This is a genomic window from Chthoniobacter flavus Ellin428 (assembly GCF_000173075.1).
In the GTDB taxonomy this organism is placed as follows: Bacteria; Verrucomicrobiota; Verrucomicrobiia; order Chthoniobacterales; family Chthoniobacteraceae; genus Chthoniobacter; species Chthoniobacter flavus.
Genome location: NZ_ABVL01000030.1, coordinates 60654 through 75640 on the forward strand (window position 1 = coordinate 60654; position 14987 = coordinate 75640).

Below are 14987 nucleotides of genomic sequence, written 5' to 3' on the forward strand. Positions count from 1 at the left end.
GAGATTATGTTCACCGGCTTGGTCGAAGAAACAGGCGAACTCCTCGCGCTCGCGCGCTCCGCGGAGGGAGCGCGGCTCACCGTGCGCGCGCCGCTGGTCACGGGAGATGTGCATCTCGGCGATAGCGTCGCCGTGAATGGTTGCTGCCTCACCGTCACCGCGCACGAAGGGCAGACTCTGGCGTTTGATTTGCTGGAGGAGACTTTGGCGCGGACGAATCTCGGTGCTCTCACCCCCGGTGCGCCGGTGAATCTCGAGCGGGCCCTCGCGGCTCACGCGCGTCTCGGGGGGCATTTCGTGCAAGGGCACGTGGACACCACGAGTCGTGTGCTGGCTTTCGAGCAGGTGAAGGCGGACTACCGGCTGGAGATCGCGTTGCCGGCGGAATTCGCCCGCTATGTGGCTTTCAAGGGTTCGATCGCGATCGACGGCATCAGCCTCACGGTGGCGGAAGTGCGCGACCCGAGCTTTGTCGTCTGGATCATTCCGCATACGCTTTCGGTCACGAACCTGCGCGCGAAGAAAGCGGGGGAATTGGTGAATTTGGAATTCGATCTGCTGGCCAAATACGTCGAGCGGATTGTGGCCACGCGCTAATCGGACAAGTTTGCTCGTGGGTTTTGGGCGAGGGAGGGAAGTGCGGCGCTTTGAGGTCTTTAAAGGAAGGCGCGACGGCCTCCTCCGGGATTTTCCGGGGGTAAAAATACGCACTACTCCGTAATGGGCCGGGATTGCTGGTTGCTAATGAAAAGGGCATGAAACCGCCCATCCGTTACCGTTCCACTCGAGCCTTTACTCTGGTCGAGATCATGTTGGTCGTCGCTTTGATTGCGATGATTGCCGCGATTGCCTTGCCCAATTTTTTCCGGGCGCGCAAGCGTGCCCAGGCGACGCGCATCCTTGACGATCTGCGCCTGATCGATGGCGCGCTCGATCTTTATGCGATCGAGCACTCCAAATCCGCGGGGGATTCTGCGGGATGGAGCGATATCCGGCCTTATCTCAAGGACAACAGCATCCTCGCGAATTCCAATGGCCGGGACATCCTCGGGAACCTTTTCAGCGACGGATCTTTCTCGGTGGACAGCATGCCCAAGCTCGCTTCGGCCAGCTTTGCGTCGCTCTCGGACGTGGCTCCGAACGACTTCTGGTCGCCGTTTGCTCCTTGAGCCTTTTCGACGGGATTGGTGGCTGATACGTCGATCGAAAGCGACGGCCACGACTCGTGGGCAAAAGGAAAGGACGCCGCGGGTGCGGCGTCCTTTCGGAATGGTGGTTGCTTTCCTGAGCGTCAGGAAAGGGTTTTAGAACGAGACGCGGACGCCACCGGAGACGTTTTGCGCCTCGTAGTTTTCGCGGCCGAGTTCGCCATCATAATAGACGTAGGTCGAAATGCGGTCGTTCCAGAGAATGGCAAAGCCGGCGCCGAGGAGCAGGCTGTCGCGGCCGAGACGCGGTCCGGTGACAGTGAAGAGGTCGCCATTGCCACCAGCGAAGCTGGAGTCAATCGCGTAACGGTCATCACCGAATTCATGCTGCCAGGCCGCGCGCAGTTCCGGACGGATGATCACGCCACCGATTTTCCAGTCGTAGGCAACGCGCCCGCCGAAGGCCGTGCGCAGGGAATCCTGATGCTGCGAGCGGAAGGACAGCGGAGCGAGTGAGCCATGTTCGGTGAAGTCGCTGATGCCGAGGTAGGTGTATTGGAAGCTGGCAGTCGGGCCGAAGGTCCAGTTGCCGGACTTGATGTCGTAACCGGTGCCGAAGAGCACGTTGAGTTCGCCGCCATCGGTAGTGCCGCGAGCGGTGCCCTGCAGGGCGCTCCGACGGGTATCGTAGCTGTTGTAGCCGCCGGTGACCGCGGTATCGACGTAGAAGCCGCCGCCGGTGAAATAAGTGGCATACAGACCGAGCTTGCCGCCGTTGACCCAGACGCGGCTGCCGCGATTGAGGTCTGTGCCGGTGCCGGCGTAGCCAGCGCTCAAGCCAACCGCAAAGTTGGGCGTGACCTTGTAGTCCGCGCCGACGGTGAAGCCGCCAGTGGTGACGTCGTAGCCGCGCGCATTGTTGTCGCCGCTCACGTTGACCCATTCACCCACGCCGGTGATGAAGGCGCCCCAGCGATTCTCTTCGGGGACGACATTCTTCACTTCCTTGCTCTCCTTGCCATCGTTGCCGTTCGGGCCAGCGAGGCCGCCGCTATAGAGCGGGCCGCTGCCAGCAGTGGCGAAGCCAGCGGCGCTGAAGCCGTGGGAACCATTGCGGATGTCTTCCGTGCGGCGCTGCAGGTTGGCCGTCTGCACATTGGCCAGGGCGACGCCGATGGTGTAGATGGAGCTCAGCTCTTCCGGCGCGATTCGGTCGAAGTCGCTCGGGAGATTGGAGAGAGGTTCGTTGACCAGGAAGCCAATGAGCTTCGGCTGCGTATTGCGGAAAGCGACTTTGTCGAGGCCTTGGGCCACGGAGATCTGGTTTGGCGTGAGACCGGCACCCTTGGCATAACTTCCGAAAGGATCCGTCAGCCCCTCGAGCTGTACCGCGTTGGAAGTATAGGTTACACTGACCAGCTGGATAGTGTCGCCGTGGGTGGTATCGTTGAACGTGCCGCTGACGCCGCGGGCGGCCGTGAGGATATCCACTCGTTGGCCGGGCTTAAGCAGGGAGCCACCTCCCACGTTCTCGATGCGCAGAGTACCATCGATGTTGGCGCGCTGTCCGACGACGACGAGATCGTGGGATTTGCTGCCATTGATCTCGATGATCAACGTGCCATTCTTGGTTTGAGTATAGTTGCCGCCCACGGTCAGCGTGCCGATGCCATTATCGCCCGGCGCGACGATGCCGTTGTTGTAGAGCGCGCCGCCGACCCGGCCGACACCGGTCAGCGTGCCGCCAGAATTGACAATGGTCTGCTGGCTTGCAAGGGAGCCGTCCAACTGTAGCACGCCGGCGTTGATCGTCGTGTTGCCGGGCAACGTATTGTTGGCGGTCAGGGTCAGTGTGCCACTACCGTTTTTGACGATCGTGCCGCCGCCCGCCGCGGTGTCGGCGATGACGCCGGTGACCGTGATATTGTGCGAGCCGTCGAACGTCAGGGCCAGCGGGCTATCAATCGAGATGTTGCTCGTGATGAGAAGATCCCCGCTCGCCGCCGTCACGGTGGTCGACGAGAAAGTGGGGCCGCCGAAGAAGGGCGTGTTCGAAAATTCGATACCGCCTACGCCCACATTGTCGGAAAAGCTGATGACCTGCAGGTTTTTGGAATTGTTGATGATAAACCCGCCACCCTGAATGAGGATCGCATTGCCGCTGAGGACGAATTTTGAGGCATTCTGGTCGAAGGTCAGCGAATTGAGCACCGTCGCAGCCGGGCCATCATTCACTGAGTTCGTGTTTCTGGAGCCGGTAAAAATGAGGTCGGAGACCGACGTGTCTGACGTGGGTGTCAGCGTGTTCGGATTCCAGTTGGTGGGGCTGGAAAAAGCGTTCGTTTCCCAGAAATTGTTGACCTGCCCTGTCCAAGTCAGCGTCGTGGCGCGCGTGGCGGAGGGGTACAAGGCCACCAAGGCAAGAAGGGCGACAGCGGAGGTGCGGAGGATAGGGGGGCGTTTGGCAGCTTTCATCACGTGGAGAAAAAGGGTTACGGTATGGATTATTGAGATTTTGCGGTGCAAAACCATCGGCCGCGCTTCATATCTGTTCGGGCGAGTACGAGTAAAATTTTTTCACTTGTACTGAATCGGAACGCGATATAAAGTCGCGTAAGCTGGCGCGAGTATGTGGATAAGAGTGGCATGATCAAGCTTTTTACAGGGGGAGGCCGTAAATTTTAAGCGATGGTTCTCCAAGCGGTTGAGGGGCTGACGACGGGCGCTTTTCGAGTTGGACGTGGCGCTTTGGTTGGCTTGTCGGACAGAGGTTTTGCGCGACAAGGCGGTTGTTTTGTGCGTGGATTTGGGCTGCCCGCCTACCATCCGCATACCATGGGGAATTCAGACCTACTTCGACCGTCGACTCCCGATTCCTCATCTGCCGCCCGGCTGGAGGTTCCCCCGTCGGTGCGTTTGGGTTCTCTGCTCGCGTGGCTGGGTGTCAGCCTCTGTTTTCTGCTGTTGCAGAAGGATGCGGGGCTTCATTCCTTTTTTTGTCCGCCGCGGGGAGGGTGCGAAACCGTTCTCGGTAGTCAGTTTGCCACCATCCGGGGTATCCCCCTGGCTTGGTTTGGCCTGGCGTTTTACGGGTTTCTCCTTGTTCTGTGGCTGGCGGTGAGTGCCATCGCTTCGCTCCGCTTGCGACTTTGGCTGATGGATGTATTGGTTTGGGTCATGCTGGCCGGCCTGACGTTTTCTCTGGGCCTCATGTATTTGCAGTTTTTCAAGCTGCACGCCTTTTGTCCTTTGTGCACGACGTCTGCGGTGATCGTGGCGGCTTCGGTGGTGACGGCTTGGCGGGCCAGATCCGTGGTGGGGTCCGGTTCGGCCGGCGTGTCCTCCTCCTCCGCTTGGACACTGGCGCTCTTTGCCATGTTCCCCACATTGATATTCGCTACGGGAAAAGGAATGGAATCGCAGGGGCCGACTGGCCTGCAACTGGTCGATCTGGCGACGGCCCATCGTCTGGGTCCGGCGAACGCTCCGGTGCAAATCGTCGTCTATTCGGATTTTCAATGCGGCTTCTGTCGTCAACTGGCCCCTGTCCTCCAGCATCTCGAGGATAATTTTCCCCAGAAGGTCGCGATGCTGTACCGCCATTTTCCGCTGGCGGGCCATCCGCGTGCGTGGCCAGCAGCCATGGCCTCCGAGTGCGCGGCAGAGCAGGGGGCCTTTTGGAAGTATCATGATAAACTGTTCAACGAGGGAGGCGACCTAAGTGATACCAAGCTGCTCGAACTCGCTTCCTCTCTCGGCCTGGATCCGCAACGCTTCCAAGCTTGCCTGCAGTCGGACCGACCGCGCGAAATCGTGGCGGCCGGTCTCCGTGAAGCGACCGACCTGGCACTGCCCGGCGCGCCTGGGGTCTTCATCAATGGCCGGCGGGTCGAAGGTCCGCTGACCTACGAAGCGCTTGCCAAGCGGGTCGACAATGCTTTGAAGGCGTTGCCGGCGGGCGCTTCTCAAAAATAGGCAAGCTCGGGGCAGAGCCGGACACGTCTCAATTTGTGGCGGGAGCAGGGGAGGCGCCCTCCGTCTTCTCACGCCGTTTGTCCTGCACTTGATTCAGGCCGAATCGCGCGGGCTCCCACGCTCCGAATTCAAAGGCGAGGTGGAATTGCGTTTCCGCTTCCGCGAGTTTGTCCTGGAGGAAGAAATGCTGGCCGTAGGCGAGATGGCTGAAGCCTCCTTTTGGATCGAGCTCCACAGCACGGGCGAAGATCGGTTCGGATTCGGCGAATTGTTTCACGGTGTCCAGGCCTTGCGCGAGCGCGAGAAGAGCGTACACGTCGCCAGGAGCCGCCGCCACTTGCTGGCGGTAACTCTCCACGGCCTCCGTGTAAAATGCCTCCTTCTTCGTCGGATCGGAGGCGAGATCACCTTGGGTGGCGAGCGCTGTTGCCATGGCATAGTGCAGGAATGGGTCATGGGGATTCCAGGTCAGTCCGCGCTGGGCGATGGATTCCAAGGCGATGTTGAGATCGACTGATTCCGGCCGCTGCGCTTGCGCAATGAGCGCTCGTGCACGCTCGGCGAAATACTCTGCGGGCGCGGTGGGCAGGATCCGCACCAACGTCAATATGCCGAGGACCGGCAATCCCAGGCGCAGGAGCGGGGAAAGTCCCGGCTCTTCCTCTGAAACATGCGTCTCTGGACCTTCGCCGGGAGTGGAGAGCAAACCGAAAACCACCGCTGCGGTCAACAGGTTGGCGGGGATGTGGAGGTTGAAATCCAGCAGGCAATGGGTGAGGCAGGCGGCCGCTGCACTGAGAGCTCCGATGGTGAGCGCCAGCGAATTGCTGCCGATGCCTTGGAAGATGCTTCCCTCTTCGACGCGGCGCGTCAATGAGCTCCACCCGCGCCGGAGATGCGTCTCGACGAAGATGACGGCGCATATCAGACCGATGATGCCGTATTCGCCGAGCAGCTCGAAATAATCGTTGTGGGCGTGGATCGGGTCGGTGTGAATCGCGGGATTCCGGAATTGACGGCCGTAATAAAGATAGGTGCCGCTGCCGGTGCCGACCACGGGTTGCAAGCGGAACTGTTTCCATGCGGCCTGCCAGAGCCGCATGCGGCTGGCATCCACCGTGAGAGTTTGTTCGGCTCGCGTTTGCAGGAAAGAGCTTTTCCACATGACCTGTTTCACGCCCCAGGCGACTCCGCTAATGATCAGCAAGCTGGCGAAAAGGACGCCGAGAAGACGCCCCGAAGCCAACTTGCCGACCAGCACCAGGCTGAGCAGGGCGAAGACCAGCAGACCGACCGTCGTGCTAATGTAGCCGCCCCGGCTGCCGGTGATGAGGATTCCCAGCAGCGTGGCGCCGCTGATGTAGCCGGCAAGCACTTTGACCCAGGATGCGCAGCGGCTCCAGAAGGCGACGCCGAGGCCCAACATGAGCGCGATTTCCAAAAAGCCGGAAAGGTGATTTGGGTAACCGTAAAACCCGCTCGCCCGGTTGCGGTAGACCGGGTGAGGTAGGAATGAAAAGGGCACGAATTCCCCTTTGGTAAACTGAACCGCTCCGATTGCGCAGTTGATCACCGCCAGGACGAGGATGGCACCCACAAGCAGCAGGCGCCAACGTGCCGAGGTGAGATTGAGCGCCACGAGAAGATACAGCAGCACTCCGGCAAGAGCGTTGTAGAGATCCGTGCGCGCCAGGTATTGCTCCGGCGAAAAGAGGGCGCGAATGGAAATGTAGGCACAGAAGAGCAACGCCGCGACGAGGCATTCCGTGGCTCCGCGGGGAATCAGGGTGCGCCGCCGGGGCCACCAACTGAGCAGCGCAGCCAAGGCGAGAAGGCCGTATCCGGGCAGGCAGAAAGCGATGTGGTTGCCACCCATCAGCATCTGCGTGACTGACAGAGACAGAATGACAAGAATCAACAGCAAAATGCTCATGCAGCAAACAAACCAAGCTTTGGAGAATAAAAAAGCCCTGCGCGGTTCAAGGCACAGGGCTTTAAAAAAATGAGGTCTGGAACTTGGGTAATTGACTCAGGTGTGGGACTGGTGCCGCAGGCGCCGCAGGTTCCTGTCTTTTGGGTCAAATAGGTAGTTTGGGTCGAGGGTGCCGCCGACACCGTTTTACCTTGATAGCACATATCCACAGTGGTCGTGTGGTCGGCCAAAGTATTAGGCGGGCACCAAGGGCCGTTCCCGGTGGTGACGGCCTGCACCTTGGCGGACCAGAGGCCGAAGCAAAGGGCGCCCGTCGCAACGGCAGCCGTGAAGAAGAAAAAGCGGGAGATCGAACGTTTCATTGGTGAGAGGTCGTGTCCGGGAGGTAAGGATTATTATCGCAAGGTCGGAAGGAATTATCCCCGGCTAAATGAACGTGTCAAGGGCAGCAAGGTAACTTTTCCAAACAGTTCCGCCGCGAGAATCGTGCCAAGAGACGCAAACGGCTGGATAAATCTTTGAAGAGACAGATTCGGAGTGTGATCGCCGACCTCACTTTTTCGTGTGGTCGGCGTACCAGCGAGTTGTTTCCTCCAAGGCGGTGGCGAGGGAGGTGCTGGGCTCGAAGCCGAGCGCTTCGCGGATGGCGGTGATATCCGCGGCGGAGTGAATGATATCGCCTTCCCGGGGCGGGCCGTAGCGCAGGGGTAATGGTTGGATGCCGCCGAGGGAGGTGGTGGCGCTGGCCAGCATAGCGTGCAGTTGATCGAGCGTGGTGCTGCCGCCGAGAGCGACATTGAAGACGCGTGCCGCTTTGCTGGGCAGATCGCTCGTGGCGGCCAGGAGATTCGCCTGCACGACATCCGCCACGGGACAGAAGTCGCGGGTGATCCCGCCGTGGCCATTGATCACGCAATCCTCGCCGTGCAGCAGCCGGCGGATCCATTGCGGGATGACCGCCGCGTAACCGCCCGCGGGATTCTGGCGCGGGCCGAAGATATTGAAATAGCGCAGCCCCACCGATTCGACGCCAAACTGGTCGGCGAAGATCTGGCCGTAGATCTCGCCCATGCGTTTCGAAGCGCCGTAGGGGGAAAGCGGCTGGCCAATTTCCGCCTCGATCTTCGGCAACCGGGCATCATTGCCATAGACGGCGCTGCTGCTGGCATAGACCACCCGGCGGACGCCCAACTCGCGTGCGGCGATGAGGATATTCAGCGTGCCGGTGACATTCGTTTCGTGACAGGCCAGCGGATTTTCCAAGGACAGCGGCACGGAGACAAAACCCGCCTGATGCAGAACATAATCCACTCCCGCGCAAGCCGAGCGGCACGCCTCGCCATTCGCGACCGACTCTTCCCGAAAGGCAAAGCGCGACCACCGCTCTTCTCCGACACGCGCGCGCACTTCATCGAGATTGTTCCGCGAGCCGGTGGAGAAATCGTCCATTCCCTCGACGTCCTGATCCAGGTTGAGCAGGGCTTCCAGCAGGTGCGAGCCGATGAACCCCGCCACGCCGGTGATGAGCCAGCAGTGAGGTTGGGCGGCGAGGTGATTACGCAAGTTTTCGTAGCGAGACATGAACGGTGGCGACAAATCCCGAAGCGGCGTGAACTTGGCGAGCAGAATCGATGTTACATTTCCATTTCTTGTCTGGCGGAGAAAAATCGGCAACCTCGCGCGCCATGCACGCACCGCCCAATCCGACCGCTTCCTCCGAGCGCGGCCCCGTGCTGTTCATCAATCTCTGGCCGACGAGCGGGATGAAGCATTACTCGGAATCACTGATGCACGCGCTCACGCCGGCGTCACAGGTGATTTATGTGCGCAATTACGGGAGCTGTGTGGAGGGGGAAGCGCTGCAGGTGCGACTCAACCCGGTGCGGCCGTGGGGCTTGGGGGATTTGTGGCGGATTGTCCGCACGATTCTGGACCGGCGGCCGCGCGCCATCCATCTGAACAGCGAACTGCCGGTCCTGCTGCCGCTGTTTCCGCTCTTCGCGTTTTTCAATTCGGTGATCACGCTGCACGACGCGGTGCCGCACGAGGGCGAGACGCTGGCGAAGCGTGGGTTCATGCGCTTGCACCTGTGGATGGTAGCGGTGTTTTTCCGCAAGGTCATCGTGCATTCGGAAGCGATCCGCGCGCAATTGCCGGAATATCTGCAATCCCGCGCCCATGTGTTGCCGCATGTGAATTATCAGCTCTGGGCGCGCGCGAAACAGCCGCCGCCGGAGTCGGGCCCGTTGGTGGTGCTCTTCTTCGGACGATTGCTGGCCTACAAGGGGTTGGAGTATTTGCTCGAGGCGTTTCGGCGGCTCGATCCGGCGAAGTTTACGCTGCTCGTCGCGGGCGAAGGTGAGTTATCGCCCGAGGTGGCGCAGATGCCGAATGTGCGGGTGATTCATCGATTCATCGGGGATGAAGATTTGCCGGGAGTGTTCAACCAGGCGCACGTGGTCGCGCTGCCTTACGTCGCGGCCTCGCAGAGCGGCGTGGCCTATATGGCGTTTGCCTTTGAGCGGCCAGTGGTGTCCACGGCTGTCGGCGGACTCGCTGATGTCGTGCGCGATGGATTCAACGGATTTCTCGTCCCGCCGCGTTCGCCGGAACCGCTCGCCGCGGCGCTGGAAAAGATGGCGGATGTCACGGTGCGCGCGCGGTTGATTGAAAACGTGCGGCAACAGAACCTCAGCGGCGATGTGGAGATTCGGGAGAAGTTGCTGGCCGTCTACCGCGCGTGAGCGGGGCCGAACTGGTTACTTCCGCCCCAGACGATACTCATCCAACATTTGCACCTTCCTGACCTGCGGATCGCAGGCGGGGTGCCACGGATAGTATCCCGCGGAATCCGGCCAAAAGAGCTGCAGCACGGGAAATTTATGCGTGGCGATGGGTGGGAGGTTCCAAAGGAGCGATCGATAAAACCAACAGGCGTAGGTCAGATTGTTTTCGTAGCGTTCCTGCGGCACGAACTTCGTGACGAGCTTCGTTTCACCGCGGCCGAAGTCGTAAGTCAGCGGGTGATCCTCGAAGAAATGTTCGCCCGCTTCCACTTGCGCGAAGAGCAGATTCAAAAGCTGGAAGCTCGCCTCGCTGGAGACGCCCATGATGAGGAATTCGGGATGGATGAGGTTGAGATAGCATCCGACCGAATAAGCCAGGTCGCACGGTGTTCCCGGACGTTTGGCATCGGGAGTGACGGTGAGGATCGATCGGCCCTCGTGGAGGATATCGTGAAAAACACTTCGGTCCATTTTGTCCCTCGGCTCTGGCCATTCGAAGCCGTGAATCTGCGGCGAGGTGAGTGAGGATTGGTATTTGGCGGCCATGTTACCGATCTGGAATCGCGGCCGCCTTGCGCAGCACGTTCTCATACTGGTCTGCGATCGCCGTGATATCAAATTCGCGCGCCTTTTCCCAACTCGCTTGTTTCATCTTTTGTAAAGTCTCATCGCTTTCGAGCAGGCCGCCGAGCTTTTGTGCGTAGGTATCATCGAGCGGCAGACGATAGCCATTCACCTCGTGTTCGACGACATCACGCACGCCGGGGATGTCGCTGGCCACGATGGCGAGGCCGGCCCGTAGCGCTTCAATGGCGGCGACGGGCATGCCTTCGCTCGTGGAGGGCATGCAGAGAATGTCCGCGTCTTCGAGGATGTCGGAGACTTGCGACGTAGATTGCCAGCCGGGGAGCGCGATGCGCTCGCGGAGTCGATGTTTCTCGACGAGTGCTTCGACGACCGCGCGCTCGGGGCCGTCGCCGACGATCGTGGCGCGCCAATCGTCCTTGGGAAGGCGCGCGAGAGCCCCGATGAGGAACGGAAGATTTTTCTGCGGGTTGAAACGGCCGACGAAGACGAGATGCCGGGTGGGCCGCACCGCGCTCGGTTGCTCGGGCCGGTGATTCAGGTCGATGCCATTGAGAATGCGCGTGACCGGGCGATGATATGCTTTTTCCGCCAGTTCTTGCACGAAGGTGCTCACGGCCGTCGCCTCGGCCGCGTGCTGCCAGATCTGCCGCGCTGCTGGGCCGATCAATTTGAACATCCGGTCCGTTTGCTCGGGCACACCGCCGGGCACATCGCCGAGGTGTGCGGTAAGCACATAGGGGACGCCGGTCAATCGATGCGCGGCGAGCGCCAGCACACCCGTGGGCACGGCGAAGTGCGCGTGAATGACATCCGGTTTCCAATCGCGAATGTGGAAGAGCGTAGGGAGAAAGCTGGTGAGGCAATACAATCCCATCTCGGGCACGCTACAGGTGTCCGCTTTGCGGCGGCCGCTCGGCGTGCGAAAGACTTTCACGTCGTGGTCTTCATCGCGGTCCGGACGCCAGCCCAGCGCGGCCGTTTGCACGCGCACGTCGTGGCCACGGGCTTCCATTTGGCGCGCGATGCTTTGCGCGACGCGCCCGCCGCCCCCGCCGAGGGGAGGGTATTCGTAACAGAGGACGAGGATGCGCATTTAGGGAAGGCAAGAAACATCCAACATCCAACATCCAACGCCCAACATCCAATGGCGCAAGCGACGGCACTCGCGCCTCTTCCATTGGGTGTTGGATGTTGGGTGTTGGGTGTTGGGTGTTCTTCTCATTTCTTCATCCACTGCGAGAGGAGCCAGTAACTCCAGAGGAAAAGACGCTCGTCGCTTTTGCCGTGCAGGTGTGCGGCGAGTTTGTTTTCCGCGAAGGCGACGTCGAGGTGCGGGAAGGTGCGGGCGTGGTCGAACTCGAATTTGCCCTCGCGCAACCAGCGGCCGATGGGCATGCCGAAGCCTTTCTTTTTGCGCTGAATGATTTCCTGCGGAAGCAGCGGCGCGAGGGCTTTCTTCAAGATCCACTTCGTCTGGCCATCGCGGAGCTTGAGCTGCCAGGGGATGCGGCGGGCGAGGTCGGCGAATTCGATGTCGAGGAAGGGCGAGCGCGCCTCGAGCGAGTTCATCATGCTCGCGCGGTCGACCTTGGCGAGGATGCCATCCTGCAAATAGAGGTTCGTCCAGAATTGCAGCGCACGGTCGATGAGGTTGGGCTGCTTGCAGCGGTCCCAAGCTTCGATGGCTTCGCTATAAATTTCCTCGAGATAGGCGCGATAACCACGATCGCCGACGGCGGCCAGCGCGTGGCCATGGGGCGAGCGCCGATTGGGGTCGGGTGTGGCCGTGGGCGCTTCGCGGAAGAGCAGTGCGAGGTCGCGCGGTTCGAGTGCGCTCATCCACACGGAATTCCACAGTGGCGCCGGATAGCTCAGACCCATGAGCGTGCGCTTGATCTTGAAATCGAGGCTCATGTTCTGGTGCGACACGGGCAGGCGTGCAGCGACGAGGCGGATGGCTTCGTGCACCGGCCGCGGGACGAACTGGGAGTAGCGCTCCGCTTTCTTCAGCGCACGGAAAGGATCGTAACCGGCGAAGAGTTCATCGCCGCCATCGCCGCCGAGCGCGACGGTGACGTGCTGGCGGGTGAAGCGTGAGAGGAGATAGGTTGGGAGCAGTGAGCCATCGCCGAGCGGTTCATCGAGTTTGGCAACGATCTCGGGCAACAGGCTGACGGATTTGTCGAGGTCGAGGATTTCCTCGTGATGGCGAGTGCCCAAGCGCTCGGCAACGAAGCGGGCGTGAGCGCTTTCATCGAAGCTCGGTTCGTTGAAGCCGATGGCGAAAGTGTTGAGTTGTCCCGCGGGAACATGCTTTGCCGCGAGCGCGGCGACGGCGGAGCTGTCGATGCCGCCGCTGAGGAAGACGCCGAGCGGCACGTCTGACATGAGACGGCGTTTGACCGCGCGCTCGAAGGTCTCGCGAATTTGTTCACACCACTGATCGATCTGTTGCTCGTTGTGGCGGCCATCGGTTGTGGCGACTTGCCATCCGCCATCTCCCGGAATGCCCACCATGGCAGTCGGTTCCAGCACGAACTCCCAATACTTCCACGTCTTCAATTCCCCGCTGCGCAACTCGTAGGAGAAGCAGTGCCCGCCGGGCAGCTTCCACACGCGCTCGTAGATGCTGCGCGGCGCGGGGATGTAGGCGTAGGCGAAGTATTTCTTCAGCGAGAGCGTGGAGAGATCACGCGGACAGTCGGGATGCTGGAGCAGCGCCGGAAGCTCGCTGGCCCAGCCGAAGCATTGGCCCTCGTGAAAATAGTAGAGCGGCTTTTTGCCAAAACGATCCCGCGAGCCGAAGAGACGCTTGCGAAAGCGATCGTAAATGACGAAGGCCCACATGCCATTGAGCCGCTCGACAAAGCTATCGCCCCACTTGCGATAAGCGTGGAGTAGCACTTCGGTGTCGCTGTGATCGGTCTGGAACTGGCAGCCCGCAGCCTGCAATTCCTTGCGCAGTTCCGCGTGATTGTAGATCTCGCCGTTGAAGGTGACGCCGATCTCGCCGTCGGCCGTCCACATCGGCTGTGAGCCTCCTCTAATGTCGATGATCGACAGGCGGCGAAAGCCGAGATGTACGCCGGTGGACTCCTCGGTCCAGTGCCCCTCCGCATCCGGTCCGCGATGGAGAATGGCGTCGGTCATCCGCTGCAACACGCCGCGGTCGCCGGGGCCGACGAAGCCGGCTATGCCGCACATAAGGAGAATGGCGAGTGGCGAATGGCGAATGACGAAGGGGTCATGACTGCGGGATGGCGAAGTTCGTCATTCGACATTCGGCATTCGGCATTTCCCATTCGTCATATTCCGCTTCGCTCGCACGGTGTACACGCTCTTCCCCTGGCTTTCGTAGAAGGTGCGCATGATCATTTCCGCGAGCAGGCCCATGAGGAAGCACATGATGCCAGTGAGTACGCTCATCACGCAGAGGAGCGGCAGCGGCGTTTCGATGAATGACTTGCCGCCCCAGAATTTGAAGTAAACGGCGGAGGCCGCGGCGAGGAAGCTGACGAAGAACGAGAGCAGGCCCACGGTGCCGAAGACGTACATCGGCTTCTCCGCATAGCTGTCGAGGAACTTCACCACCAGCAGGTCGGCGAGCACCTTGAGCACGCGCTCGAGGCCGTATTTGGATTTGCCGGTGGTGCGGGCGAAATGGTTGACCGTGACTTCGGTAATCTTCGCGCCGTGCCAGTACGCGTAGATGGGGAGGAAGCGATGCATCTCGCCGTAAAGCCGCACACTCTTGATGACCTCGGCGCGGTAGGCCTTGAGCGAGCAGCCGAAGTCGTGCAACCGTACGCCCGAGACGAACGAAATGAGCCGGTTCGCCATGATGCTCGGGATGTTGCGCTGGAGCGCGTTGTCCTGCCGGTCCTTGCGCCAGCCGGAGCAGACGTCGAAGCCTTCCTCGATCTTGGCCAGCATCTTCGGGATGTCGCTCGGATCGTTTTGCAGGTCGCCATCCATGGGGATGATGATTTCGCCCTGCGCATAGTCGAAGCCGGCCATCATCGCCGCGGTCTGGCCGTAATTGCGGCGGAAGTGGACGACCTTGATGGCGGGATTTTTCTCTGCGAGACCATCGAGGACTTCTTCGCTGCCGTCCTGGCTGCCGTCGTTGATGAAGATCAGTTCCCAAGACTGCCCGAGTTGCATGAGTACGTTGGTCACCCGCTCCGCGAGAATGGGGAGCGCTTCGGCTTCGTTATAAACTGGGACGGTGACCGAAATCATCGAGTAATGGAAAGCGGGGCATTAAATGGGGGTGGCTCGGGATGGGCAAGAGGCGAATGCGGGGCGCCGGCCCGGCTCGCACGTAGGGGACGTGCTGGCCAGTTGAGATGGCGGATGGTTAACGCCGCCCAAGAGTGACTTTGGGTGGACGATTGCACGCGAGGAAAAATTCGGCCGCTGTAGAGTAGTGGGCTGGGACCTGATCTTCGTACACATCTTGTCCGCCAACTGGGATGCCGCCACGGATTGCGCACCTGGGAGCGGCGATCTCCAGGTCGCCGACCGAACGCAACGCGCGTAGCGCCAAATTTTTTT

Annotated in this window: 12 protein-coding genes; 4 read left to right on the forward strand and 8 right to left on the reverse strand. The window is 60.6% G+C overall.

Annotation, left to right across the window (positions count from 1 at the left end):
* Nucleotides 1-6 precede the first annotated feature (6 nt).
* Entirely contained in the window at nucleotides 7-597 is a 591-nt protein-coding gene (locus CFE428DRAFT_RS28710; protein ID WP_006983224.1) for a riboflavin synthase, read from the forward strand.
* Nucleotides 598-755: 158 nt separating this feature from the next.
* Entirely contained in the window at nucleotides 756-1169 is a 414-nt protein-coding gene (locus tag CFE428DRAFT_RS34680) for a type II secretion system protein (RefSeq protein WP_006983225.1), read from the forward strand.
* 135 nt (nucleotides 1170-1304) lie between these two features.
* Here the strand turns inward: CFE428DRAFT_RS34680 and CFE428DRAFT_RS28720 are convergent, their stop codons facing one another.
* A complete protein-coding gene (locus CFE428DRAFT_RS28720; protein WP_131989448.1) occupies nucleotides 1305-3623 on the reverse strand; it encodes an autotransporter family protein in 2319 nt (772 codons plus the stop codon).
* A 441-nt stretch (nucleotides 3624-4064) separates the two neighbouring features.
* On the opposite strand from CFE428DRAFT_RS28720, the gene CFE428DRAFT_RS34685 reads away from it, so the two are divergent.
* The gene (locus tag CFE428DRAFT_RS34685) at nucleotides 4065-5123 is read left to right on the forward strand and encodes a vitamin K epoxide reductase family protein (protein ID WP_162145321.1); all 1059 of its coding nucleotides are present in this window, start codon (nucleotides 4065-4067) and stop codon (nucleotides 5121-5123) included.
* Between the two features lie 28 nt (nucleotides 5124-5151).
* Here CFE428DRAFT_RS34685 and CFE428DRAFT_RS28735 read toward each other — a convergent pair whose 3' ends face one another.
* The 3 genes from CFE428DRAFT_RS28735 to CFE428DRAFT_RS28740 form a co-directional block, all read right to left on the reverse strand.
* The gene (locus CFE428DRAFT_RS28735; RefSeq protein ID WP_006983228.1) at nucleotides 5152-7056 is read right to left on the reverse strand and encodes an O-antigen ligase family protein; all 1905 of its coding nucleotides are present in this window, start codon (nucleotides 7054-7056) and stop codon (nucleotides 5152-5154) included.
* The gene (locus tag CFE428DRAFT_RS37935) at nucleotides 7053-7418 is read right to left on the reverse strand and encodes a hypothetical protein (protein ID WP_006983229.1); all 366 of its coding nucleotides are present in this window, start codon (nucleotides 7416-7418) and stop codon (nucleotides 7053-7055) included. The genes CFE428DRAFT_RS28735 and CFE428DRAFT_RS37935 overlap by 4 nt, the downstream gene beginning before the upstream one ends.
* A gap of 190 nt (nucleotides 7419-7608) precedes the next feature.
* Nucleotides 7609-8637 (reverse strand): NAD-dependent epimerase/dehydratase family protein, encoded by a 1029-nt coding sequence (locus CFE428DRAFT_RS28740; protein WP_006983230.1) that lies wholly within the window; start codon nucleotides 8635-8637, stop codon nucleotides 7609-7611.
* A gap of 104 nt (nucleotides 8638-8741) precedes the next feature.
* Between CFE428DRAFT_RS28740 and CFE428DRAFT_RS34690 the strand changes: the two genes are divergently transcribed.
* Nucleotides 8742-9800, forward strand: a complete 1059-nt coding sequence (locus CFE428DRAFT_RS34690) for a glycosyltransferase family 4 protein (protein ID WP_006983231.1) — start codon at nucleotides 8742-8744, stop codon at nucleotides 9798-9800.
* Between the two features lie 15 nt (nucleotides 9801-9815).
* On the opposite strand, the gene CFE428DRAFT_RS28750 is transcribed toward CFE428DRAFT_RS34690, so the two are convergent.
* From CFE428DRAFT_RS28750 to CFE428DRAFT_RS28765, 4 genes are all read right to left on the reverse strand, one after another.
* Nucleotides 9816-10388: a DUF4262 domain-containing protein gene (locus CFE428DRAFT_RS28750; RefSeq protein ID WP_006983232.1), complete on the reverse strand. Its 573-nt coding sequence runs from the start codon at nucleotides 10386-10388 to the stop codon at nucleotides 9816-9818.
* Nucleotide 10389: 1 nt separating this feature from the next.
* A complete protein-coding gene (locus CFE428DRAFT_RS28755) occupies nucleotides 10390-11523 on the reverse strand; it encodes a glycosyltransferase family 4 protein (protein WP_006983233.1) in 1134 nt (377 codons plus the stop codon).
* Nucleotides 11524-11648: 125 nt separating this feature from the next.
* Nucleotides 11649-13634 carry an asparagine synthase (glutamine-hydrolyzing) gene (gene asnB / locus CFE428DRAFT_RS28760; RefSeq protein WP_006983234.1) on the reverse strand — a complete coding sequence of 662 codons (1986 nt, stop codon included), beginning with the start codon at nucleotides 13632-13634 and terminating at the stop codon, nucleotides 11649-11651.
* A 66-nt stretch (nucleotides 13635-13700) separates the two neighbouring features.
* Complete coding sequence (locus CFE428DRAFT_RS28765) at nucleotides 13701-14672, reverse strand: glycosyltransferase family 2 protein (RefSeq protein ID WP_006983235.1); 972 nt, start codon at nucleotides 14670-14672, stop codon at nucleotides 13701-13703.
* Nucleotides 14673-14987: the final 315 nt, after the last annotated feature.